2 protein-coding genes (1 of these 2 running past the window's edge) are annotated in these 26,169 nt (G+C 56.9%); both read left to right on the top strand.

Annotation, left to right across the window (positions count from 1 at the left end; translation table 11 throughout):
- A protein-coding gene (locus tag GZ59_RS07360) for a non-ribosomal peptide synthetase (protein ID WP_039290966.1) crosses the window boundary here: on the top strand, window positions 1-5,030 show its end. The gene continues 17,542 nt to the left of window position 1, outside the view; the window shows 5,030 of its 22,572 coding nt (coding positions 17,543-22,572); the start codon falls outside the window, past its left edge; it ends in the stop codon at window positions 5,028-5,030.
- Complete coding sequence (locus GZ59_RS07355) at window positions 5,023-26,169, top strand: non-ribosomal peptide synthetase (protein ID WP_051918062.1); 21,147 nt, start codon at window positions 5,023-5,025, stop codon at window positions 26,167-26,169. Before GZ59_RS07360 ends, GZ59_RS07355 begins: the two co-directional genes overlap by 8 nt.

The raw sequence follows: 26,169 nt of genomic DNA, 5'->3' as shown, positions 1-26,169 counted from the left end.
TGCTCTTTGAAGACCAGCACCTTACCTATGACGCGCTCAACCGCCGCGCCAACCAGCTCGCGCACCACCTCATCGACCTCGGCGTAAAACCCGATGACCGCATCGCCATTTGCGTCGAGCGCTCGCTCGACATGGTCATCGGCCTGCTCGCCATTCTCAAGGCCGGCGCCGCCTATGTTCCCCTTGACCCCGGCTACCCCGCCGAGCGCCTCGCCTACATGCTCGACGATGCCAGCCCGGTCGCACTGCTGACTCAGGCGAACCAGCGCGCCCTGCTGACCGGAGACGTCCCGCGCATCCTGCTCGATACCGCCGACTTCAGCCACCTGAGTGAGGACAACCCTCACGTCCCCGGTCTGGATGCCCACCATCTGGCCTACGTCATCTACACCTCCGGCTCCACCGGCAAGCCCAAGGGTGTCATGAACAGCCACCGCGCACTCTGCAACCGCCTCGTCTGGATGCAGAACACCTATCGCCTCACCCCCGATGACCGCGTGCTGCAAAAGACCCCCTTCAGCTTTGACGTCTCCGTCTGGGAGTTCTTCTGGCCCCTGCTCTACGGTGCACGCCTCGTCATGGCCCGCCCTGACGGACACAAGGATGCGGCCTACCTCGCGCAGCTCATTGAGCGTACCGGCATCACCACCCTGCACTTCGTGCCCTCCATGCTCCAGCAGTTCGTTCAGTGGGCCGATGCAGACTGTGCCTGTGACTCCCTGCGTCGTGTCATCTGCAGCGGCGAAGCCCTGCCTGCCGAGTTGCAGCAGCGCTTCTTTGCCCGCTTCAACGCCCAGCTCCATAACCTCTATGGCCCTACCGAAGCCGCCATTGACGTCACCTTCTGGGCCTGTCAGCCTGACGACCACCGCAGTTTTGTTCCCATTGGCCGCCCCATCGCCAATACCCAGCTCTATATCCTCGACACCCTCGGCCAGCCTGTGCCCCTCGGTGTCGCTGGTGAACTCCATATCGGCGGCGTCGGCGTCGCCCGCGGTTATCTCAACCGCCCCGACCTCACCGCCGAGCGCTTTATTCCCGACCCGTTCATCAACCAGCCCGGTGCCCGTCTCTACAAGACCGGTGACCTGGCCCGCTGGCTGCCCGATGGCAGCCTCGAATACCTCGGCCGTAATGACTTCCAGGTCAAGCTGCGCGGCTTCCGTATCGAGCTGGGGGAAATCGAGGCCCGCCTTATGCAATGTCCCGGCGTGCAGGAAGCCGTGGTCGTCGCCCGCGAGGACAGCCCCGGCGACACCCGGCTGGTCGCCTACCTCTGTCCTCAGCCCGGCGTCACGCCCGACCCCGCCGACCTGCGCCAGCAGCTCGGACAACATCTGGCCGAATACATGGTGCCCGGCGCCTTTGTCACCCTGGATGCCTTCCCGCTCACCCCGAACGGCAAGCTCGACCGCAAGGCCCTGCCGGCGCCTGACCAGTCCGCCGTGGCGACCCGCGACTATGAAGCCCCGCAGGGTGAGGTCGAAACCGCACTGGCCGCCGTCTGGCAGGACCTGCTGGGTCTGACGCGCGTCGGCCGCCACGACCACTTCTTCGCGCTCGGCGGCCACTCGCTGCTGATCGTCAGCCTGATTGAACGACTCCGCCGAGCAGGATTGGCGCTTGATGTACGCGGTGTTTTCTCCACACCGGTGCTCAGTGACATGGCACAGGCGATACTGGCGCATCAGGATAAACCGGCCGTTGTGGTGCCACCTAACCGCATTCCGGCGGACAGTACCGCCATCACGCCCGACCTGCTGCCGCTGGTGACGCTCACTCAGCCGGAGATCGACCGGATAACCGATACCGTGTCTGGTGGTGCGAGCAATATACAAGACATCTATCCGCTCGCACCGTTGCAAGAAGGCATTCTCTTCCACCATCTCCTGCAAGAACAGGGCGATACTTATCTGCTCCGCAGCATGGTGGCCTTTACCCACCGCGAACGTCTTGATGCGTTTCTCAGTGCACTGCAACAAGTTATCGATCGCCACGACATTCTGCGCACCGCCGTGTGCTGGCAGGATTTAAGCCAGCCGGTGCAGGTCGTCTGGCGTCAGGCAATACTGCCAATCAACCATTTTGAACCGACGTCACCGGAAGATGTATTGGCACAGTTGCAGGCTCATACCGAGCCGCGTACACGCAGGATCGATCTCAGTCAGGCGCCGTTGTTTAGGGCAGATATCGCTCACGATCCCCTGCAAAACGAATGGCTGCTGGCACTGAGCTTCCATCATCTGATTAGCGATCATATGACGCTGGCGCTGATCGTCGGTGAAATCCGTTTGTTATTGCAGCATCAGGCTGACGCGTTACCGACGCCGCTCCCGTACCGCAATTTTATCGCCCAGACGCTAAGCGTACCGAACTCAGCACATGAAGCGTATTTCCGCGACAAGCTAGCTGATGTTGATGAACCGACCGCACCTTTTGGGTTACTCAACGTACAAGGTAGCGGCGGGGATATCCACGAAGCTCGTCTGGTGTTGGATGCCACACTGGCATCCGCTATTCGACAACAGGCACGTCATCTTGGCGTCAGCCCAGGCGTGTTGTTCCATGTGGCCTGGGCGCAGGTTCTGGCGCAGACCAGCGGTCGTGATGACGTGGTATTCGGCTCTGTTCTGCTCGGCCGCCTTGCTGGTGCTGAAGGGGCTGACCGTATTATGGGGATGTTTATCAATACGCTGCCGCTGCGAATTTCTCTTGCGGATCGCGGCGCAGCGGAGGTGGTTGAGCGCACCTCACACGATTTGATGACGCTACTGGAGCATGAGCAAGCACCGCTGGCGCTGGCTCAACGCTGCAGCGGCGTAGCACCACCCATGCCGCTATTCAGTACCTTACTCAACTACCGCCATACACAGGCCAGCTCGACCGACAATACCTTGAGCGACATTCGTGTGCTGACCTCAGAGGAACGAACCAATTATCCACTCACGCTTGCAGTTGACGACCGGGGCGAAGGATTTAGTTTGGTTGCGCAGACGCTGGAAGACATCGATCCTCATCGTCTGTTGAACTATCTGATGACGGCAATCAGCAGTCTGGTCGACGCGCTGGAAACAGAACCGCAGCGTTCCATACTGAACCTACCGGTGCTGCCGGACAGCGAACGTCAACAGATGCTGGTTGATTTCAACGCAACCGACGCGGATATCCCACGGCACGCGCTTATCCACGAGCTGTTTGAAGCACAGGTTGCCTGCACGCCCGACGCCATCGCGGTGGTATTCGGGGAAGCCTCCCTCAGCTATGACGAGCTTAATCGCCGGGCTAATCGCCTTGCCCACCACCTTATTTCGTTCGGCGTACGGCCCGATGAGCGGGTCGCGATTTGCGTCGAGCGTGGTCTGGACATGGTTGTCGGGCTGCTCGGTATTCTCAAAGCCGGCGGGGCCTATGTGCCATTAGATCCCACTTATCCCGTAGAGCGTCTGCGCTACATGCTTGATGATGCCAAACCCGTCGCACTGATCTCCCAGTCAGCCCATCTCGGGATAATGAACGGCAGCCTGCCTGTGATCCTGCTTGATGACGGAGAAACCCGTCCGTTTGATAACGAACCGGATACCCCGCTTGACGCCCGGAAACAGGGGCTCACGCCACGCCATCTGGCCTATGTGATTTACACCTCAGGCTCGACGGGTAAACCTAAAGGCGTCATGGTTGAACATGCCAACATGGTTAATTTCCTCTGTTCAATGCGTAAGGAACCAGGTATCGCCCAAGAGGATGTTTTGCTCGGCGTCACATCACTTTCTTTTGACATCTCCATATTAGAAATTTTCCTGCCGTTATTGAACGGTGCACGGCTGATTCTGGCTACACAGGCACAGGCGGCGGATGCACAACAGTTGGCCATGCTGATCGAACGCCATGCGGTGTCCTTCATGCAGGCCACGCCGTCGACCTGGCGTATGTTAGTGGAGTTACGCGACTTCGCTCTGCCGCCGGGCTTTAAAGCGCTGTGTGGAGGGGAAGCTCTGCCTGAGAATCTGGCGACGGCGCTGCTTCAGAAGGTAACGACGCTCTGGAATCTGTATGGTCCGACAGAAACCACGATCTGGTCCACGCTAAACGGCCTGACGACACCAACGCCTTATATTGGTCACCCCATCGCCAACACCCAAATCTATATTCTGGACGCGCAGGGGCGCGTGGTTCCTCTTGGCGTCGCGGGCGAAATCCATATCGCCGGTGCAGGCGTTGTGCGCGGTTATCTTGGTCGCCCCGATCTCACGGCAGAACGTTTTATTACCGATCCGTTCTCAGGAGCACCAGAAGCCCGGATGTACAAGACCGGCGATCTCGGCCGCTGGCTGCCTGACGGTACCCTTGAGTATCTGGGCCGTAACGATTTTCAGGTCAAAGTACGCGGTTTCCGCATTGAATTGGGCGAAATTGAAACTCGCCTCGCCCGGTGTCACGGAGTACACGATGCCGTGGTCATTGCCCGTGAAGATAGCCCCGGCGACAAACGACTGGTTGCCTACCTACTCGCTCAGCCTGATACGGTGCTCGAACCTGCCGATCTACGACAAAGACTTAGCGAGGGGGTGGCTGAGTACATGATCCCGAGTGCGTTCGTCACACTGGACGCCTTCCCGCTCACACCAAATGGCAAACTTGATCGCAAGGCGCTACCGGCACCAGACCAGTCGGCGATGGCGACTCGCGGCTATGAAGCGCCACAAGGTGATCTGGAACACGCGCTGGCTCAAATTTGGCAAACGCTACTGGGAGTGGAGCGTGTAGGACGTCATGACCATTTCTTTGAGCTCGGCGGGCACTCGCTCCTTGCGGTTCAATTGAATGCCCGTATACGCGCAGAATTTTTAACCGATATCCCCATCGTTGCCATTTTCCAACATCCCCAGCTATCCGCGCTGGCGGAGGTCATTTTGGCCGCACAAATACACGCAGCCTGGGGAAATGACACCGATGCACTCACACACGATCTCGACTCAATGTCAGCAGAAGAATTAATGGCGATTTTAGACGGAGATACGAACGATGAATAAAGAAAACATGAGCATTGAAGAGCTAAAACGCGCCGTTCTGGAGAAAAAAGTTAAAGAACAGCTAAAGCAACGTGGACACCAACAGCGCCCATCGATTAAGAAAGTCGATCGGAACATGCCGCTGCCACTCTCTTTCGCTCAACAGCGGCTGTGGTTTATTGGTCAGCTCGATCAGGCCGCTAGTCAGGCCTATCATCTTCCTGCGGCTCTACGGCTGACCGGCAAACTCGATAAACCGGCGCTTACGACGGCGCTAGATGGTCTGATCGCTCGCCATGAAAGCCTTCGCACACACTTTGCGCTGGTTGATGGTCAACCCTCTCAACAGATTGCCCCTGAAGAAACCCGCTTTTGTCTATCCAGCCTCGACCTGCGCGACCTTGACGAGACGGCGCGAGCCCAACGGGTGGCCGAGTTGACCGAGAGTGAAGCGCGTGAACCATTCGACCTTATGCAAGGCCCGCTAATTCGTGGACAGCTATTGCAGCTGAGCGATGAAGAACATGTTTTGCTCATTACCCAACACCATATCATCTCCGATGGCTGGTCTCTGGGGATCTTCGTGCGTGAATTTTCTGCCCTGTATCGCGCCGCACTCAGCGGCCATGCGGCACATTTACCACCGCTACCGATTCAGTACGCCGATTATGCCGCCTGGCAACACGGCTGGCTCAAAGAAGATACGCTCGCCGAGCAACGTGATTTTTGGCATAGCCAGTTACAGGGCGCGCCCGCGCTGTTAGAACTGCCAACTGACCGTCCACGCCCCGCGGTGCAGCGCTATGCGGGCAGCCACGTGTCTTTCCGTCTCAGTGCTGATGTTCTTAATGCGCTCAAAACACAAGGTCATCAGCAGGGAACCACGCTGTTTATGACCGTACTTGCCGCATGGAGTCTCGTGCTGTCTCGCCTCAGTGGCCAAGATGATATCGTTATTGGCACGCCGATCGCCAACCGCACCCGCCACGAGCTGGAAGGGCTGATAGGCTTCTTTGTGAACACGCTGGCACTCCGCATTGAACTGGATGAATGTAAAACCTTGGAAGCACTGCTGACGCAGGTTAGAGAACAATCACTTTCCGCTTATGCCCATCAGGATCTTCCGTTCGATCAGGTCGTAGAAGTGGTACAGCCAGCACGCAGCCTCAGCTACAGCCCCATCTTTCAGGTGATGTTGGCTCTGAATAACACAGCTTCACAGAAATTAATGCTGCCCGATCTGGACGTCTCTTTTATTGAACAACCCAAACACAGCGCTCAATTTGACCTGATGTTATCGGTTAACGAGACGGAAAATGGTCTGACTGGCTCACTGGAATATGCCATCGATCTCTTCGATCGAGAAACGATTGAACGCGTGGCTGGCTACGTAGTGAACGTATTAACGGCCATTGCCACCGATGTTACACAGCCTCTTTGGTCCGTTCCTATGTTGTCGGACAGCGAACGCCAGCAGGTGCTGGTTGACTTTAATCCAGCCGATGCCGTATGCCCAACGCCTGCGCTGATTCAGGCTCGCGTCGAAGATCAGGCACAGCGCTTCCCGAATGCTATCGCCGTCGTCTACGAATCACACTCGCTCACCTATCAGACACTTAACCAGCGCGCCAACCAGCTCGCACATCATCTCATCAGCCTCGGTGTCAAACCCGACGACCTCGTCGCCATTTGCGTCGAACGCAGCCCCGAGATGATTATTGGCCTGCTCGCCATCCTCAAGGCGGGTGCCGCCTATCTCCCTCTCGACCCGTCCTACCCCGCCGAGCGCCTCACCTATATGCTCGACGATGCCACGCCCGTAGCGCTCCTTACCCAGTCGGCATTGACCGCTACACTGCCGGATACCGCGCTGCCCACCGTACTGCTTGACGCGCACGACGTCTTCGATGCGCAGCCTGACCACAATCCCGACGCGCACGCGCTGGGCGTCACGCCCGACCATCTGGCCTATGTCATCTACACCTCCGGCTCTACCGGTAAACCCAAAGGCGTCATGGTCGAGCATGCCAGCGTCACCCGCCTGCTCGACGCAACGCAGGACTATTTCCACTTTGACAGCAACGACGTCTGGACCCAGTTCCACTCCTTTGCGTTCGACTTTTCCGTCTGGGAAATATGGGGAGCGCTCGCTTACGGCGGCAAACTGGTTGTCGTACCGACGCTTTGTGCCCGCTCACCGCAGGAATTCTATTCCCTGCTCTGTCGGGAGCGTGTGACGGTACTTAACCAGACGCCGGGGGCGTTCCGCCAGTTGATTGCTGCGCGAGATGATACCGATCATTCGCTGCGCTGCATCATCTTCGGCGGGGAAGCGCTAGAGTTACATATGCTGGCCCCGTGGATAGCGGATAATCCGCTTGAGCGCACCCGCCTGATTAATATGTACGGCATCACCGAGATTACCGTTCACGCCACCTTCCGCGAACTGAGCGCCGCCGATATCACCGCCGGGCGCGGTAGCCTTATTGGCCGGCCCTTGCCGGATCTACGTGCCTACCTGCTTGACCCGCACGGCCAACCGGTGCCGGTCGGCGTCGCCGGTGAGCTCTATATCGGCGGAGCAGGTGTCGCACGCGGCTACCTCAACCGTCCTGACCTGACTGCCGAGCGCTTTATTGTCGACCCTTTCTCTGACAGCCCCGCAACCCGACTCTACAAAACCGGCGATCTCGCCCGCTGGCTGCCCGACGGTACGCTGGACTATCTGGGCCGTAATGACTTTCAGGTCAAGGTACGCGGCTTCCGTATTGAACTGGGGGAAATCGAGTCCCGCCTGGTACAGTGCCCAGGCGTTCAGGAAGCGGTGGTACTCGCCCGTGAGGATGTTCCGGGAGATACCCGTCTGGTGGCCTACATTCAGCCTCAGCCCAAAGCGGTGCTGGAACCAGCCGATCTACGCCAGCAGCTGTCAACGCATTTAGCCGACTATATGATCCCGGCGGCGTTTGTCACACTTGAGGCCTTCCCGCTTACGCCAAATGGCAAGTTGGATCGTAAAGCCCTGCCTGCGCCTGAACGCTCCGCCGTGGTAACACGCGGCTATGAGGAGCCTGTCGGTGACATTGAAACGGCATTGGCTGAAATCTGGCAAGACCTGCTAGGGTTAGAACGGGTGGGACGGTATGACCACTTTTTTGAACTCGGCGGCCATTCATTGCTGATCGTCAGTTTGATTGAAAAACTGCGTCACCTCGGCTTAAAACTCGACGTTCGCAGCGTATTTACCGCGCCGACGCTCATCGAACTGGCTGATGCCATTCAACACGATCGGGGCGAATCCCGTTTCATTACGCCAGACAACCTTATCCCCAACGGTGCTGAAAGAATCACGCCTGAGATGCTGCCTCTGGTAGCCCTGTCGCAGCAGGAGATTGATGCCATTACTGACACCGTTTCTGGCGGTGCCGCCAATATTCAAGACATCTACCCTCTGGCTTCACTACAGGAAGGGATTCTCTTCCATCATCGTTTGCACCCAGATAACGATCCCTATGTCGTATCGTCACTCTTGCGTGTTGCGAATGAGACAAAGCTGGATGCGTTTATTGCAGCACTACAATCCGTCATTAACCGGCACGACATTCTACGTACGTCGATTCACTGGACGGAATTGACGCAGCCGGTTCAGGTGGTACATCGCCATGCAACGCTGAATGTGCATCGTCTGGAACCAGAAAACAGCGTTGATGTGGTCACCACGATGCGGGAAAGAGTCGTCTCCTCACACGCCTCAATGGATTTGTCACAGGCACCATTAATGCATCTGTACGTAGCGCCTGACTCAACATCACCGGCGCTTTATATACTGCTTCAATTTCACCACATCATTGATGACAACCTTTCACTGCGTCAGCTACTCGCGGAAACGACCGCGTTTCTGATGGGAAAAGGTGAGGCACTTCCACCATCATTCCCGTATAGAAACTTTGTGGCTTATACCCGTCAGGAAGATAAAAACCATGCAGCAGAAGCATTTTTCCAAGACTATTTGGCGGACATCGACGAAATTACAGCACCATTTGGTGTAGCAAATGTTCAAGCCAGCGGTGAAAACGCGGCAGAAGCACGTCAGTCGCTTAGCCCTGAACTTTCACAAACGATTCGTGACGCCGCCCGCCGGTTCGGCATCAGTCCAGCGGCGCTGTTTCACGCCAGTTGGGCGTTGGTTATCGCACGAACCAGTGGACGAGACGATCTTGTGTTCGGCACGACATTATCGGGACGAATGTCGGGTCTTGAAGGCAGTACAACCGCATTAGGCATGTTTATCAATACGCTGCCCTTCAGGATAAAACTGGCGGGTATGAGCGTAGCAACGCTAGTCAACACCGCGAATGATATTTGCGCCAATTTATTACGCTATGAACAAACACCGCTGTCCACGGCCCAGCGATACAGCGGGCTCGGTACTATGCCGCTGTTCAGCACCCTACTCAATTGTCGACACACCAATGACAGAGGTGCCGACGCGCCGAATTTAAGACAGTTCGGTGTAGAGAGCCTGTTTAGCCGTGAGCGCACTAACTACCCATTGGGCATCTCAATTGATAATAACCGTGAGTGTTTTTCGCTCTCGACCCAAACCATCAGCCCTATCGATCCTAATCGGGTGAATGCCTATCTGTTGCAGGCAATAGAACAGCTCGTCACCCTATTAACCGATGCGCCGGAAACGCTCGCAGAGGCTATCGATATATTGCCCGCTGCTGAATACGAGCAATTATCGGTGGGTTTCAACGCCACCCATAGCGATTTCCCATACGATGCCTTAATCCATCAACGGTTTGAACAACAGGTTGCCCAAACGCCTGACGCTATTGCGGTCGTGTTCGAGGAGCAGACGCTCAGCTATGACGGCCTTAATCGTCGTGCCAACCAATTAGCCCATCATCTCCTGTCACTCGGCGTGCAGCCGGATGATCGTATTGCCATTTGTGTAGAACGCAGCGTGGAAATGATCGTCGGTCTATTGGGTATTCTTAAAGCAGGTGCGGCTTATGTCCCACTCGATCCTGCTTATCCAGCCGAGCGTCTGGCCTACATGCTGGATGATGCTAAACCGGTCGCACTGTTAACCCAGACGGCGCTGATTGAGACGCTGAACAGCACGTTGCCGCTGGTGGTACTGGACGATCCGCAATTCACTGTCTTTAAGCATGCCTCGCAAGACAATCCGGATGCGCATGCGCTGGGGTTGACGTCACATCATCTGGCGTACGTCATCTATACTTCGGGCTCAACTGGTCAGCCGAAAGGTGTGATGATCGAGCATCGTAGTCTGTGTAATCTCGCTAACGCACAGATTCGCGCATTTGGCATCACGGCAAACAGCCGCCTTTTACAGTTTGCCTCTTTCAGTTTCGATGCCTGCATTTCCGAAGTGACAACCACGCTGTGCCAAGGCGCCAGCCTCATTCTGGCCTCTCGTGAGGCGCTTTTGCCCGGCGATGCATTGCTCAACACACTGCAAACGCAGGCGATTACTCATGTGACGCTTCCACCGATTGCGGCGGGTGCGTTAGATGCCTCCGCTGAGCCTCCTGATTTGACGACGCTGATATTCGCGGGCGAAGCGTGCCCTCCGGCATTAGCTAAACGCTGGGCAACGGCGAAACAGGTCATTAACGCGTATGGCCCGACGGAAAGCACCGTCTGTGCGACGATCTATCATTACCATCGTACCGGAGACGATTTTTTGCCCATCGGGAAACCGATCGACAATACCCACGTTTATATTCTTGATGCGAAGGGTCAGCTCGCGCCACTCGGCGTTGCTGGCGAAATGTATTTGGGCGGCGTTGGCATTGCACGCGGCTACCTCAACCGCCCCGAACTGACCGCTGAACGTTTTATTCCCGATCCGTACTCCGACCAACCCGGTGCGAGGATGTACAAAACCGGCGACCTTGGCCGCTGGCTGGCCGATGGCAATATAGAATATTTAGGCCGTAATGATTTTCAGATCAAACTGCGTGGTTTCCGTATTGAGCCTGGCGAAATCGAAGCGCGTCTCATGGGCTGTTCTGGAGTGCAAGATGCCGTCGTTATCGTCCGGGAAGATAATCCTAACGATAAACGGCTGGTTGCCTATATCCGGCCCCATGTCGGTGCTGAAATCGAACCCGCAGCATTGCGCCTACAGCTCTCACAGCATCTGGCTGAATATATGTTGCCCGCCGCTTTTGTCACACTGGAACAGTTTCCACTGACCCCTAACGGAAAACTCGACCGTAAGGCGCTCCCGGCTCCCGACCTGCTTTCTGTCGCAACCCGCAGCTATGAAGCGCCGCAAGGGGACGTGGAGATCGCATTAGCGGATAGCTGGAAAACCTTACTGCAGCTGGATCGCGTGGGTCGCCATGACCATTTCTTTGAGCTTGGCGGGCACTCGTTAATGGCCGTCAACTTGATAGAGCGGCTACACCATCTGGGCTGGACGATTGATGTCAGCCGTATCTTCTCTACGCCCGTGCTGTGTGAAATGGCGCAGGCGGTACAAGCGAATCAGGACAAACCGGCGTTCTCAGTGCCGCCTAACCGTATTCCAAAACACTGCTCGGCGCTTACCCCCACAATGCTGCCTCTGGCTACACTCACTCAGGCAGAGCTGGACACCGTTGTCGCTACCGTATCCGGCGGCGCGGCCAACGTGCAGGATATCTATTCTCTCTCGCCGCTTCAGCAAGGCATTTTGTTCCATCACCGCCTGCAAGAGCAGGGAGATGCTTATCTGCTTAACAGTTTATTGGCCTTTGATAACCGCGAACGACTTGATACCTTTCTGAACGCCCTGCAACAGGTTATTGACCGCCACGACATTTTACGTACTTCATTCTGCTGGCACGGGCTGACTCAGCCGGTTCAGGTCGTATGGCGTCACGCACCGCTGCCGGTGAGTACGTTTTCCCCTGTCTCTGAAGACAATATTCTCTCGCAGTTGAAAGCCTACACCGACTCGCGTCACCGCCGCCTTAATCTGAATCAGGCACCGCTGCTCTCCGCTGATATCGCCTATAATCCGGCGACAGGGGAATGGCTGCTGGCATTTGGTTTCCACCATTTGATTGGCGACCATATGACGTTGGATCTTATCGTCAGTGAGATCACCACCCTACTTCAGGGACGCGCGGAGACGTTACCTCCCTCGCTTCCATACCGGAATTTTATTGCCCAAATTCTGAGCGTACCGCCTTCTGTTCACGAGCAGTACTTTCGTTCTCGTCTGGCGGACATCGATACGCCGACCGCGCCTTTCGGCATCTTGAATACGCAAGACGACAGTGAACATATTGCGGAAGCGCGTCTTGCTCTGGATACCGGATTAGCGCAGGCGATTCGCAAACAGGCTCGCCAGCTCGGCATCAGCCCAAGCGTGTTGTTCCATGTCGCGTGGGCTCAGGTGCTCGCTCATGTCAGTAGCAGTGATGATGTGGTTTTTGGCTCCGTATTCCTCGGTCGCTTGCAAGGTACGGCAGGGGTAAGTCGAATCATGGGGATGTTTATTAATACGCTCCCTCTGCGCATCACCCTTGGCGACCGCAGCGTGCTGGATGTCGTACAGGATACCTATCGCGATCTGACGGCTATTTTAGAGCATGAGCAGACACCGCTCACCTTGGCGCAACGCTGTAGCGGCGTCATGCCACCGATGCCTTTGTTCAGTGCGCTGTTCAACTACCGCCATAGCCAGTTGGGAACAACGACAGACAGGGTATGGCGTGGAATGCGTTTGCTGACAGCGGAAGAACGCACTAACTACCCCTTCACACTTTCAGTCGACGATCTTGGCGAGCAATTCCGCCTGGTCTCCCAGACTATTGAAGGGGTCGATCCGCTCAGCCTCGCACACTATCTGGAAACGGCTATTAAGGAATTGGTTGAGGCGTTGGCCACGGAGCCACAGCGCTCTATCATGTCGCTGCCGATACTGCCGGACAGTGAGCGCCGGCAGGTCATGCTCGACTTCAATGCCACCGAGGCCGACTTCCCGCACGACGCCCTTATCCATCAACTCGTCGAAGACCAGGCCGCTCGTACCCCCGATACCACCGCCGTGCTCTTTGAAGACCAGCACCTCACCTATGACGCGCTCAACCGCCGCGCCAACCAGCTCGCGCATCACCTCATCGACCTCGGCGTAAAACCCGATGACCGCATCGCCATTTGCGTCGAGCGCTCGCTCGACATGGTCATCGGCCTGCTCGCCATTCTCAAGGCCGGCGCCGCCTATGTTCCCCTTGACCCCGGCTACCCCGCCGAGCGCCTCGCCTACATGCTCGACGATGCCAGCCCGGTCGCACTGCTGACTCAGGCGAACCAGCGCGCCCTGCTGACCGGAGACGTCCCGCGCATCCTGCTCGATACCGCCGACTTCAGCCACCTGAGTGAGGACAACCCTCACGTCCCCGGTCTGGATGCCCACCATCTGGCCTACGTCATCTACACCTCCGGCTCCACCGGCAAGCCCAAGGGTGTCATGAACAGCCACCGCGGACTCTGCAACCGCCTCGTCTGGATGCAGAACACCTATCGCCTCACCCCCGATGACCGCGTGCTGCAAAAGACCCCCTTCAGCTTTGACGTCTCCGTCTGGGAGTTCTTCTGGCCCCTGCTCTACGGTGCACGCCTCGTCATGGCCCGCCCTGACGGACACAAGGATGCGGCCTACCTCGCGCAGCTCATTGAGCGTACCGGCATCACCACCCTGCACTTCGTGCCCTCCATGCTCCAGCAGTTCGTTCAGTGGGCCGATGCAGACTGTGCCTGTGACTCCCTGCGTCGTGTCATCTGCAGCGGCGAAGCCCTGCCTGCCGAGTTGCAGCAGCGCTTCTTTGCCCGCTTCAACGCCCAGCTCCATAACCTCTATGGCCCCACCGAAGCCGCCATTGACGTCACCTTCTGGGCCTGTCAGCCGGACGACCACCGCAGCTTCGTTCCCATTGGCCGCCCCATCGCCAATACCCAGCTCTATATCCTCGACACCCTCGACCAGCCGGTGCCCCTCGGCGTCGCCGGTGAGCTCCATATCGGCGGCGTCGGCGTCGCCCGCGGTTATCTCAACCGCCCCGACCTCACCGCCGAGCGCTTTATTCCCGACCCGTTCAGCAACCAGCCCGGAGCCAGACTCTACAAGACCGGTGACCTGGCCCGCTGGCTGCCCGACGGCAGCCTCGAATACCTCGGCCGTAATGACTTCCAGGTCAAGCTGCGCGGCTTCCGTATCGAGCTGGGGGAAATCGAGGCCCGCCTTATGCACTGTCCCGGCGTGCAGGAAGCCGTGGTTGTCGCCCGCGAGGACAGCCCCGGTGACACCCGGCTGGTCGCCTACCTCTGTCCGCAGCCCGGCATCACGCCCGACCCCGCCGACCTGCGCCAGCAGTTGAGCCTGCATCTGGCCGAATACATGGTGCCCGGCGCCTTTGTCACCCTGGATGCCTTCCCGCTCACCCCCAACGGCAAGCTCGACCGCAAGGCCCTGCCGGCCCCCGACCAATCCGCCGTGGCGACCCGCGACTATGAAGCCCCGCAGGGTGAGGTCGAAACCGCGCTGGCCGCCGTCTGGCAGGACCTGCTGGGTCTGACGCGCGTCGGCCGCCATGACCACTTCTTCGCGCTCGGCGGCCACTCACTGATGGCGGTCAGCCTGATTGAGCGGCTGCGTAATGCCGGACTCACGCTTGACGTGCGCAGCATTTTTTCCGCACCGGTGCTCAGCGACATGGCACAGGCGATACTGGCGCATCAGGATAAACCGGCATTTGTCGTGCCGGCCAACCGTATCCCGGCAGACTGTATCGCCATCACGCCCGATCTGCTGCCGCTGGTGACGCTCACCCAGCCGGAGATCGATACAGTGGTGGATACCGTATCTGGCGGGGCCGCCAACGTGCAGGATATCTACCCGCTTTCGCCTTTGCAGGAAGGCATTCTCTTCCATTACCGCTTTCAGGAGCAGGGCGATACTTATTTGCTGTACCACTTGCTTGCATTCAAGGATCGCGCACGGCTTGATGCGTTTCTCGGCGCACTGCAACAAGTCATCGATCGCCACGACATTCTGCGCACCGCCGTTTGCTGGCAGGGGCTAAGCCAGCCAGTACAGGTTGTCTGGCGTCAGGCTGTCTTACCCATTAATACCTTTGAGCCGACCTCAGCAGATGATGTTCCAGCTCAGTTGAAGAAACAGACCGATCCACGCACCCGTCGCCTTGATCTGAATCAGGCACCGTTACTCTCGGCCGACATTGCCCACGACGCTGCAACAGGTGAATGGCTGCTCGCCTTAGGGTTACACCATCTGATTAGCGATCATATGACGCTGACGCTGATCGTCGGTGAAATCCGCCATCTGTTGCAGGGTCAGCAGGACACCCTGCCAACCCCACTTCCGTACCGTAACTTTATCGCCCAAATATTAAGCGTTCCGAACACGGAACATGAGGCCTATTTCCGCGAACGACTAGCGGATATCGATGCGCCGACGATTCCTTTCGATTTACTGGATACACAGGGAGAAGGCGAAAATATCGCTGAAGTCCGCGTGCCACTTCCTGCGCCATTATCCAACGCGATATATCAGCAGTCTCGCCGCTTAGGTATCAGCCCAGGCGTGCTGTTCCATGTGGCCTGGGCGCAGGTGCTGGCACAGACCAGCGGCCGTGACGATATCGTCTTCGGTACGGTACTGCTAGGTCGTTTGCAAGGTTCTGCGGGTGCGGATCAGGTCATGGGGATGTTTATCAATACGCTGCCGCTGCGGATTTCTCTTGCCGAGCGCAGCGTTTTGGACGTGGTACAAGAAACCTATCACGATTTGACAACGCTGTTAGCACACGAGCAGACACCGCTGGCGCTCGCCCAACGCTGTAGCGGCGTAGCACCACCCATGCCGCTATTCAGCGCCTTGCTTAACTATCGCCATACGCAGATAAATAAAGATACCCGCCCTTGGGAAGGCATTCGGGTACTGGCGGAGAATATACGCACCAACTTTCCGTTTACGCTTTCGGTGGATGATATCGGCGACGGGTTCAGTTTCCTGGCGCAAACCAGCACAAAAATTGATCCTGCACGAATCGCTCACTATCTGCTCACCGCGATCCACGGTCTAGTTGAGGCACTAGAGAATGAGCCACAGCGCCCAGTCCTGACGTTATCCGTCCTGCCGGAAAATGAACGCCAGGCACTGCTGGTCGATTTCAATGCCACCGATGTCGCACTACCAGAATCAGCACTTGCCCACGTGTTGTTCGAGGCACAGGTTAAACGTACCCCTGACGCGACGGCGGTAATATTCGATACACAATCTCTCAGCTACGACGAGCTTAACCGGCGCGCCAATCGTCTCGCCCACCATCTGTTATCACTCGGCGTGCAGCCGGACAATCGGGTCGCGATTTGCGTCGAGCGCAGTCTGGAGATGATTGTTGGCATGCTGGCGGTACTCAAAGCCGGCGGTGCCTATGTGCCGTTAGATCCGTCTTACCCCGCTGACCGCCTCACTTACATGCTGGAGGACGCCGCCCCTGTCGCACTGCTGACGCAGACCGATCTAGTCGCCCTGCTGCATAGCGATCTTCCCGTGATCGAACTCGATAATCTGCCTGCGGCTATCGCTGATGAGGGACAAGACAGCAATCCTGTCCCTCAGGCGTTTGGCCTCACACCACGCCATTTGGCCTATGTGATTTATACCTCGGGTTCTACGGGTAAACCCAAAGGGGTGATGGTTGAGCATCGCAGTATGTGTAACCTGCTTAACGGACAGATCGAGTCTTTGCATATTGCCGCAGACAGTCATGTGATTCAGTTGGCTTCTTTCAGCTTTGATGTCTGTATGCAGGAATGCTACATGACACTGCTAACAGGCGCGACACTCTACCTTGCCGAACGTGCGGCTATCCTGCCGGGGGCAGCACTTCGTCAAACGCTGGAAGACAATACGATTACGCACATGCTGATAACACCAACGGCATTGGCAGCGCTGGATGAGATCCCTGAGACATTACAGACGCTGGTCGTCGGCGGTGAAATTTGTCCGCCTGCGTTAGTCAAACGCTGGGCAGCCGGACGATGCATGTTTAATGCTTATGGTCCGACGGAAACCACCGTCTGCGCCACGCTTTATCCCTGCCGCATTCAAGATGAAAGAGAGCCTTGTATTGGTCGCCCGCTTGCCAACACGCGCATCTATATTTTGGATCCGCAAGGTAAATTGGTTCCCATCGGCGCGACCGGAGAAATTCATATTGGTGGCGTCGGCGTCGCACGCGGCTACCTTAATCGCCCGGAATTAACGGCAGAGCATTTTATTGCCGATCCGTTTACCGACGATCCCGATGCTCGCCTCTACAAAACGGGTGATCTTGGTCGCTGGCTAAACGATGGCAATATCGACTATCTGGGTCGTAACGACTTCCAGGTGAAGGTACGCGGTTTCCGTATAGAACTGGGGGAAATTGAAGCACGCCTTATTCAGTGCTCTGGCGTGAAAGAAGCCGTCGCGATCGCCCGTGAGGACACTCCGGGAGAAACGCGTCTGGTCGCTTACCTCATTGCACAACCCGGTGTTGAACTGGTGCCTGCTGAACTCCGTCAGCAACTGGCTCACCATTTAGCCGAATATATGGTGCCCAGTGCTTTTGTCACCATGGAGGCTTTCCCGCTCACGCCGAATGGCAAGCTCGATCGCAAAGCGTTACCCGTTCCCGATCAGACAGCCATCGTCACGCGTACCTACGAGGCACCAGTGGGTGAAAAAGAAACCATTCTGGCGTCTATTTGGCAACATTTGCTGGGCTTAACGCATGTCGGACGCCGAGATCAGTTTTTCGAACTCGGCGGCCATTCACTAATGGCGGTCAACCTGATTGAGCGATTGCGTAATCTGGGTTACCGGCTTGACGTGCGTAGCGTCTTTTCATTACCCACGCTAGCCGACATGGCGGAGTCTATACAGGTACATCAGGAGAGTAGTCTCAGCAAGGTTGCGCCTAATATCATCCCTAGAGATTGCAAACAAATTACGCCCGACCTGTTGCCGTTGGTCACACTCTCTCAGGGCGAAATCGACGCTATCGTGGCAAGTGTCCCCGGCGGCGCAGCCAATGTGCAGGATATCTACCCGCTGTCTCCGCTGCAGGAAGGTATTTTATTCCACCACCGGTTACAGGCTCAGGGAGACGCCTATCTGCTCAACAACCTTGTCGCTTTTGATACCCGTGAACGTCTCGATGCCTTCTTAGATGCGCTACAGCGCGTCATTGACCGTCACGACATTTTGCGTACCGCTCTCTACTGGCAGGGGTTAAATCAGCCAGTACAGGTTGTCTGGCGTCAGGCACCGTTGAGCGTGAATACGTTTGTTCCTGCGCAGGAAGAACAGGTTCTGGCGCAGTTAAAGGCCTATACCGATCCCAGCGTGCGTCGACTTAATCTTAATCAGGCACCGCTATTTTCTACCGACATTGTTCACGACGGCGAGCGTAATGAATGGCTGTTGGCGCTGACGTTCCACCACTTGATCGGCGACCATATGACGCTGGCACTGATCATTGAGGAAATTCGACTGATCTTACAAAGTCATACTGAAGCGTTGCCGACGCCGCTGCCCTATCGTAACTTTATTGCGCAAAACCTCAGCGTACCAACGTCTGCACATGAGGACTATTTCCGTGACCGATTAGCGGATATCGATGCACCAACCGCCCCCTTCGATTTGCTGAATGTGCAAGGTGACGGGGACGATGTGATGAAAGCCAGCCAGTTACTCGCCCCGTCATTAGCCATGGCAATTCGTAAACAGTGCCGCCAGTTGGGGATCAGCCCGGGAGTGCTGTTCCACGTTGCTTGGGCACAGGTACTGGCGCAAACCAGTGGTCGTGATGATGTTGTCTTCGGTTCGGTCTTACTTGGTCGCCTTCAAGGGTCGGCAGGTGCGGATCAGGTCATGGGGATGTTTATCAATACACTGCCGCTACGCCTCTCCCTTGCCGAGCACGGCGTACGGGATGTCGTACAGTCCACCTACCGCGACCTCACAGCCCTGCTTGAGCATGAGCAAACGCCACTTTCCGTAGCGCTACGCTGTAGCGGGGTGACACCCCCGATGCCGCTGTTCAGTACGTTGCTCAATTACCGTCATAGCCAGACGGGAACACATGACAACAGCGCCTGGAACGGCATCAAGCTTTTGGCAACCGAAGAGCGTACCAACTACCCGATCACACTATCCGTAGACGATCTGGGTGAAGGATTTAGCTTGGTGGCTCAGACCGTGAGCGAGATCGATCCCGCCCGAATCGTGAATTATATGATGACGGCTTTACGCGCACTTGTTGAGGCGTTAGCGATTGATCCGCAGCAGCCTATTCTCAGCTTGTCTGTCCTGCCAGAAGCGGAGTGCAAAACGTTGCTGGTCGACTTCAACGCAACCGAAGCCGAAATCCCACCTGCGCTGCTTCATCATCTGTTCGAACAACAGGTCGTGCAGACGCCAGATGCCATCGCTATCGTGTTCGAAGACCGGTTACTCAGCTATGCGGAAGTCAACCACCGCGCCAACCAGTTGGCTCATCATCTGCTTTCTCTGGACGTAAAACCTGATGACCGTATCGCGATTTGCGTCGAGCGCAGCCCAGAAATGGTGATCGGTCTACTGGGTATCCTCAAAGCCGGCGCGGCCTATGTACCACTTGATCCGTCCTATCCCACAGAACGTCTCACTTATATGCTGGAGGATTCCGCCCCAGTTGCACTCTTGACCCACTCATCTTTGGTGGCGTCATTGAGTAGCACGGCTCCGACGATATTGTTGGATAACACGGCACTGTTCGAGGCCTGCTCAGACAGCAACCCAGCGGCTCAGGCAATCGGGCTGACGCCTCACCATCTGGCCTACATCATTTATACCTCGGGCTCGACGGGCAAACCTAAAGGCGTCATGGTCGAACACCGCAACATTGTGGCATCGACCTACGCCCGACAATTAACCTACCCCATGTTCGAGCGGGTACTGCTGCTGTCCTCGATTGCCTTTGACAGCGCGCTTGCCAGCGTATTTGGTACGCTTACCCGAGGGGGAAGTCTCTACCTGCCACAGCAGGAGATAACCGTCGATCCAACCGCCATACTGCATATGCTGCATGAACACCACATTTGCTGCCTTTTGTGCGTGCCGTCCTTGGCCTTGAGCCTCTTGCAGATGAGCCAGAATGAGGAACTGGCCTCTCTGAAAGCGCTGATTGTTGCGGGTGAACGCTGTCCGCCGGAAATTCAAACCGCGATTGAACAGCTCGGCCTGTCAACCGCACTGTATAACGAATATGGCCCAACAGAGGCCGCCGTGTGGGCCTCTGTCTACCACGTGACGTCAACTGAGACTTCACGCAATCGGCTCACCGTGCCGATTGGTCACCCTATCGCCAATAGCCAGATCTATATTTTGGATCCGCAAGGGCGTCCGACGCTGCTCAACGTCGCGGGGGAAATTTATATCGGCGGCGCAGGCGTGGCACGGGGCTACCTGAATCGCCCAGATCTGACGGCGGAACGCTTTATTCCCGATCCTTTCTCAAGTTCACCAGAAGCCCGGATGTACAAGACGGGCGATCTTGCCCGCTGGCTGCCAGACGGGAATATCGACTATCTGGGCCGTAATGATTTTCAGGTCAAGGTACGCGGCTTCCGCATTGAACTGGGTGAGATTGAGTCTCGCCTCATGCAGCTTCCCGGCGTGCAGGAAGCGGTGGTCGCCGCGCGCGAAGATATCCCCGGCGATACGCGTCTGGTTGCCTATCTCCGCTCCCAGCCTGACGCTGAGCTCAATCCAACGGAACTGCGCCAACAGTTGGCCGAACATCTGGCGGAGTACATGGTGCCCAGCGCTTTTGTCACGCTCGACACCTTCCCACTCACGCCGAACGGCAAGATTGACCGTAAAGCGCTACCCGCTCCGGATCACTCTGCCGTTGCCACACGCGGTTATGTCACACCACAGGGAGAACTCGAAACCGCTCTGGCACAAATTTGGCAAGACCTATTGGGGCTGGATCGCGTTGGCCGCCACGATCAGTTCTTCGAACTTGGCGGTCATTCACTCATGGCCGTCAGCCTGATTGAGCGGTTACGCAATATCGGTCAGACACTGGACGTTCGTAGTGTTTTCTCTGCCCCCATACTCTGCGATATGGCGCAGGCCATACTGGCCAATCACACAAAACAACCCCAGGTCGTTCCTCCTAGCCTGATTTCACCGGATTGTACGGCGATTACACCGGAACTGCTGCCGCTGCTCTCCCTCTCACAACGTGATATTGACGCGATTGTCGCGACCGTCCCCGGCGGCGCGGCTAATGTGCAGGACATTTACCCGCTTGCGCCGCTGCAAGAGGGGATCTTGTTCCACTATCTGCTTCAGGAACAGGGAGATACCTACCTGTCGCAAACCGTGATTGCTTTTGATACCCGTGAGCGCCTTGATACCTTCCTCAGCGCACTGCAACGCGTTATCAATCGCCATGATATTCTGCACACCGCCGTCTGCTGGCAAGGTCTTAGCCAACCGATCCAAGTCGTTTGGCGTCACGCGCAGTTACCGATAAACACGCTGGAGACTGATTCGGAAAACGATGTGCTCAGTCAGCTACGCACCCATACCGATTCGCATACGCGCCGCATCAATCTCGGTGAGGCGCCGTTGCTTACTGCTGATATCGCTCACGATGTGGCAAATCAGGAATGGCTGCTGGCGCTAGGCTTCCATCATCTGGTCTGCGACCACATCACTCTCGCCCTGATGATTGACGAAATAAGAACGATCTTACAGGGTCGCGATAATGATCTGCCCACGCCGCTGCCTTATCGTAACTTTATCGCTCAGATTTTAAGCGTCCCAATGACCGCTCATGAAACGTATTTCCGCTCCCGTTTGGCCGATGTCGATGCGCCTACCGCGCCTTTTGGTCTGGTCGATATACAATCCGGTGGCGAGAATATGGATGAAACCGTGCAGTATCTCGATCCTGCATTAGCCCAAGCGATACGACACCGAGCAAACCGACTGGGAGTCAGCCCCGGCGTCCTGTTCCACGTGGCCTGGGCACAGGTGCTGGCACATATCAGCAATCGTGATGATGTGGTTTTTGGTTCCGTCCTGCTCGGTCGCTTACAGGGTACAGATGGCGCAGACAGGGTAATGGGCATGTTTATTAACACGTTGCCGCTGCGTATTTCCCTTAACGATCACAGCGTACTTGATGTAGTCCGTTCAACCTATGATGAACTCATCTCGCTTCTGGAGCATGAGCAGACACCGCTCACCTTGGCGCAACGCTGTAGCGGCGTCATGCCACCGATGCCTTTGTTCAGTACGCTGTTTAACTACCGTCACAGCCAGCACAGTGCGGCTAACAACGACGCCGCCACCAGAGTCTGGCAGGGTATGCGCCAGTTAACCGTGGAGGAACGCACCAACTATCCGTTAACCGTATCGGTAGACGATCTCGGCAAAAATTTCCGTCTGGTTACCCAAACCAGCTCAGAAATCGACTCGGCACGTATTGCCCACTATCTGGAAACGGCGATTGAGAGGTTGATTGAGGCGTTGGCCACGGAGCCAGAGCGTCCAATCATGTCGCTGCCAATACTGCCGGACAGTGAACGTCGACAGGTCATGCTCGACTTCAATGCCACCGAGGCCGACTTCCCGCACGATGCCCTTATCCATCAGCTCGTCGAAGACCAGGCCGCTCGCACCCCCGATACCACCGCCGTGCTCTTTGAAGACCAGCACCTTACCTATGACGCGCTCAACCGCCGCGCCAACCAGCTCGCGCATCACCTCATCGACCTCGGCGTACAACCCGATGACCGCATCGCCATTTGCGTCGAGCGCTCGCTCGACATGGTCATCGGCCTGCTCGCCATTCTCAAGGCCGGCGCCGCCTATGTTCCCCTTGACCCCGGCTACCCTGCCGAACGGCTCGCCTACATGCTCGACGATGCCAGCCCCGTGGCGCTGCTGACTCAGGCGAACCAGCGCGCCCTGCTGACCGGAGACATCCCGCGCATCCTGCTCGATACCGCCGACTTCAGCCACCTGAGTGAGGACAACCCCCATGTCGCCGGTCTGGATGCCCACCATCTGGCCTACGTCATCTACACCTCCGGCTCCACCGGCAAGCCCAAGGGCGTCATGAACAGTCACCGCGGGCTCTGCAACCGCCTCGTCTGGATGCAGAACACCTATCGCCTCACCCCCGATGACCGCGTGCTGCAAAAGACCCCCTTCAGCTTTGACGTCTCCGTCTGGGAGTTCTTCTGGCCCCTGCTCTACGGTGCACGCCTCGTCATGGCCCGCCCTGACGGACACAAGGATGCGGCCTACCTCGCGCAGCTCATTGAGCGTACCGGCATCACCACCCTGCACTTCGTGCCCTCCATGCTCCAGCAGTTCGTTCAGTGGGCCGATGCAGACTGTGCCTGTGACTCCCTGCGCCGCGTTATCTGCAGCGGCGAAGCCCTGCCTGCCGAGTTGCAGCAGCGCTTCTTTGCCCGCTTCAACGCCCAGCTCCATAACCTCTATGGCCCCACCGAAGCCGCCATTGACGTCACCTTCTGGGCCTGTCAGCCGGACGACCACCGCAGCTTTGTTCCCATTGGCCGCCCCATCGCCAATACCCAGCTCTATATCCTCGACGCCCTCGACCAGCCAGTCCCCCTCGGTGTCGCCGGTGAACTCCATATCGGCGGCGTCGGCGTCGCCCGCGGTTATCTCAACCGCCCCGACCTCACCGCCGAGCGCTTTATTCCCGACCCGTTCAGCAACCAGCCCGGTGCCAGACTCTACAAGACCGGTGACCTGGCCCGCTGGCTGCCCGACGGCAGCCTCGAATACCTCGGCCGTAACGACTTCCAGGTCAAGCTGCGCGGCTTTCGTATCGAGCTGGGGGAAATCGAGGCCCGCCTTATGCAATGTCCCGGCGTGCAGGAAGCCGTGGTCGTCGCCCGCGAGGACAGCCCCGGTGACACCCGGCTGGTCGCCTACCTCTGCCCGCAGCCCAGTATTGAACTGATGCCTGCCGAGCTACGTCAGCAGCTCTCGACACATTTAGCCGACTATATGATCCCGTCGGCCTTTGTCATGCTAGATACTTTCCCACTTACGCCGAACGGCAAGCTGGATCGTAAAGCCCTACCGGCACCAGACCAAACGGCCGTCGTCAGTCATGGCTATGAAGCGCCACAAGGCAAGGTGGAAATGAAGCTGGCGCATATCTGGCAGATGCTACTGGGTCTGGAACGGGTAGGACGTCATGATCACTTCTTTGAACTTGGTGGTCACTCGCTGCTGGCAGTACAGTTGCTAAACCATATGCGTGAACAGAGCATGGAGGTATCGCTTGCCACGCTCTTCTCTCATCCAACGCTGTGCGATCTGGCCTTCGTGGTTGGCAGTGATACCTCAGCAACATCAGGTTCTCCGTTTGATGTGAACCCTGTGCCGCTCAGCCCTGAAGGTAATCTCCTGCCGCTCTTCCTGATACACGAATCCACCGGCGACCCGTTGGTTTATTCGACTTTCGCCACGTTGCTACCACCCGCATTGCCTGTTTACGCGCTACAGTCTCTAGGCCTGCATACGCTACCGTCACTTCCAGCGTCTATTGAGGAACTGGCGACTGACCATCTGAATGCGATCCGTCGTATTCAGCCTCACGGCCCTTATCGCCTTGCCGGATGGTCATTAGGTGGATCGATTGCCTATGAAATCGGGCTACAGCTGCTTAATAGCGGCGAGGAGGTCGCGTTTCTTGGCATGATCGACTCCTATAACTTCAATCGGGCAGACGCTCAGTCTGGCGAGCAAAAAAGCGTCTATCCTCACGGGGATTTAAATGATGAGCAGGAAAACCTGAATATCATCCTCGTCTATTTACGCAATCACATGACAACGGCAGATGAGCAAGATCTGGACGATCTGCGTGCATTGGGAGACATCAACCAGATAGTCACACGCTGTCATGAACGTAAATGGCTCCCTTCCGGCATCACCAAAGAAGATATTCTTCTGCGCATCAACAGCCAAAGAACGATTTTGCAGTTGTCCCGGCATTATCGTGCTCCCGCGTCAGCCCTGCCGGTTCACCTCTACCGTGCAGAGCACATCACCGATGATGATATCTGGGGAGAATGGCAAGGCATCGTCGGTAAGGACTCGGTGCTTCATCCTATCGGTGGAACCCACTACACGATAATGCAGCCGCCCTTGCTGAATCAGGTTGCCGACTCGTTTAGTGAGTTCCTGTTACCCACTGACTATGTGCCAAACATCGTTATCCAAAACGGTACGCCAGGGATTCTTCCGCTCTTTTGTACCCCTGGGGCAGGAGCCAATGCTTCCAGCTTTATTGAACTGGCGCTGGCGCTACCGACGCAACAACCCGTCAGTGCCTTACAGGCTCGCGGCCTGACAGAAATCGGCCAACCGCCTTATATCAGCGTAGAGGGCGCAGCACGAGCCTATCTTCAGGGAATACGGCAAAAGCAACCCCATGGACCTTATCACCTGCTAGGACATTCCTTTGGTGGATGGGTAGCTTTTGAAATCGCATTACAGCTACAGGCACAGGGGGAATCGGTAGCCAGTCTGATACTGGTCGATACCGATGCTCCCGACGTTCAGGCGTGTCCGCCGAAAGCGATCGATCGCGTTGAGACGATCATGAAATTGATCGACATCTACAACATGATTCTGGCGCAGCCTTTAGCGCTGACGCGATCTCAATTTGTGGATATGTCACCGGAAGAACAGATCACACGGTTGCACCGCGCGCTGGTAAAAGCCGGTATTTTCTCTACGCACACGACCACAGCTCTGTTGCAGGGAATTGTTCAAGTAATGCAGGCCAACCTGAACACGGTGTATACGCCACGCGCTCACTACGACGGTGCGGTTTATCTGGTCAGTGCCAAAGAGGGAGACACGGATGAAAGAACGACGAACGAAAGCGAATGGAGCACACATGTTACTCAATTAGACCCTGTTTTAATGCCGGGCAACCACATGACCATGCTCTCCATGCCGCAGGTCGAACGGCTTGCCGATTGGCTATGGAGGACTCTGAACCTTAGGAAATAG

Source organism: Pectobacterium atrosepticum (assembly GCF_000740965.1).
Lineage (GTDB): Bacteria > Pseudomonadota > Gammaproteobacteria > Enterobacterales > Enterobacteriaceae > Pectobacterium > Pectobacterium atrosepticum.
This window is presented reverse-complemented; position numbering and strand designations above follow the sequence as displayed.

Coding starts and splice junctions, on each gene's coding strand:
- GZ59_RS07355 (WP_051918062.1), top strand. CDS start 5,023: ATGAATAAAGAAAACATGAGCATTGAAGAGCTAAAACGCGCCGTTCTG.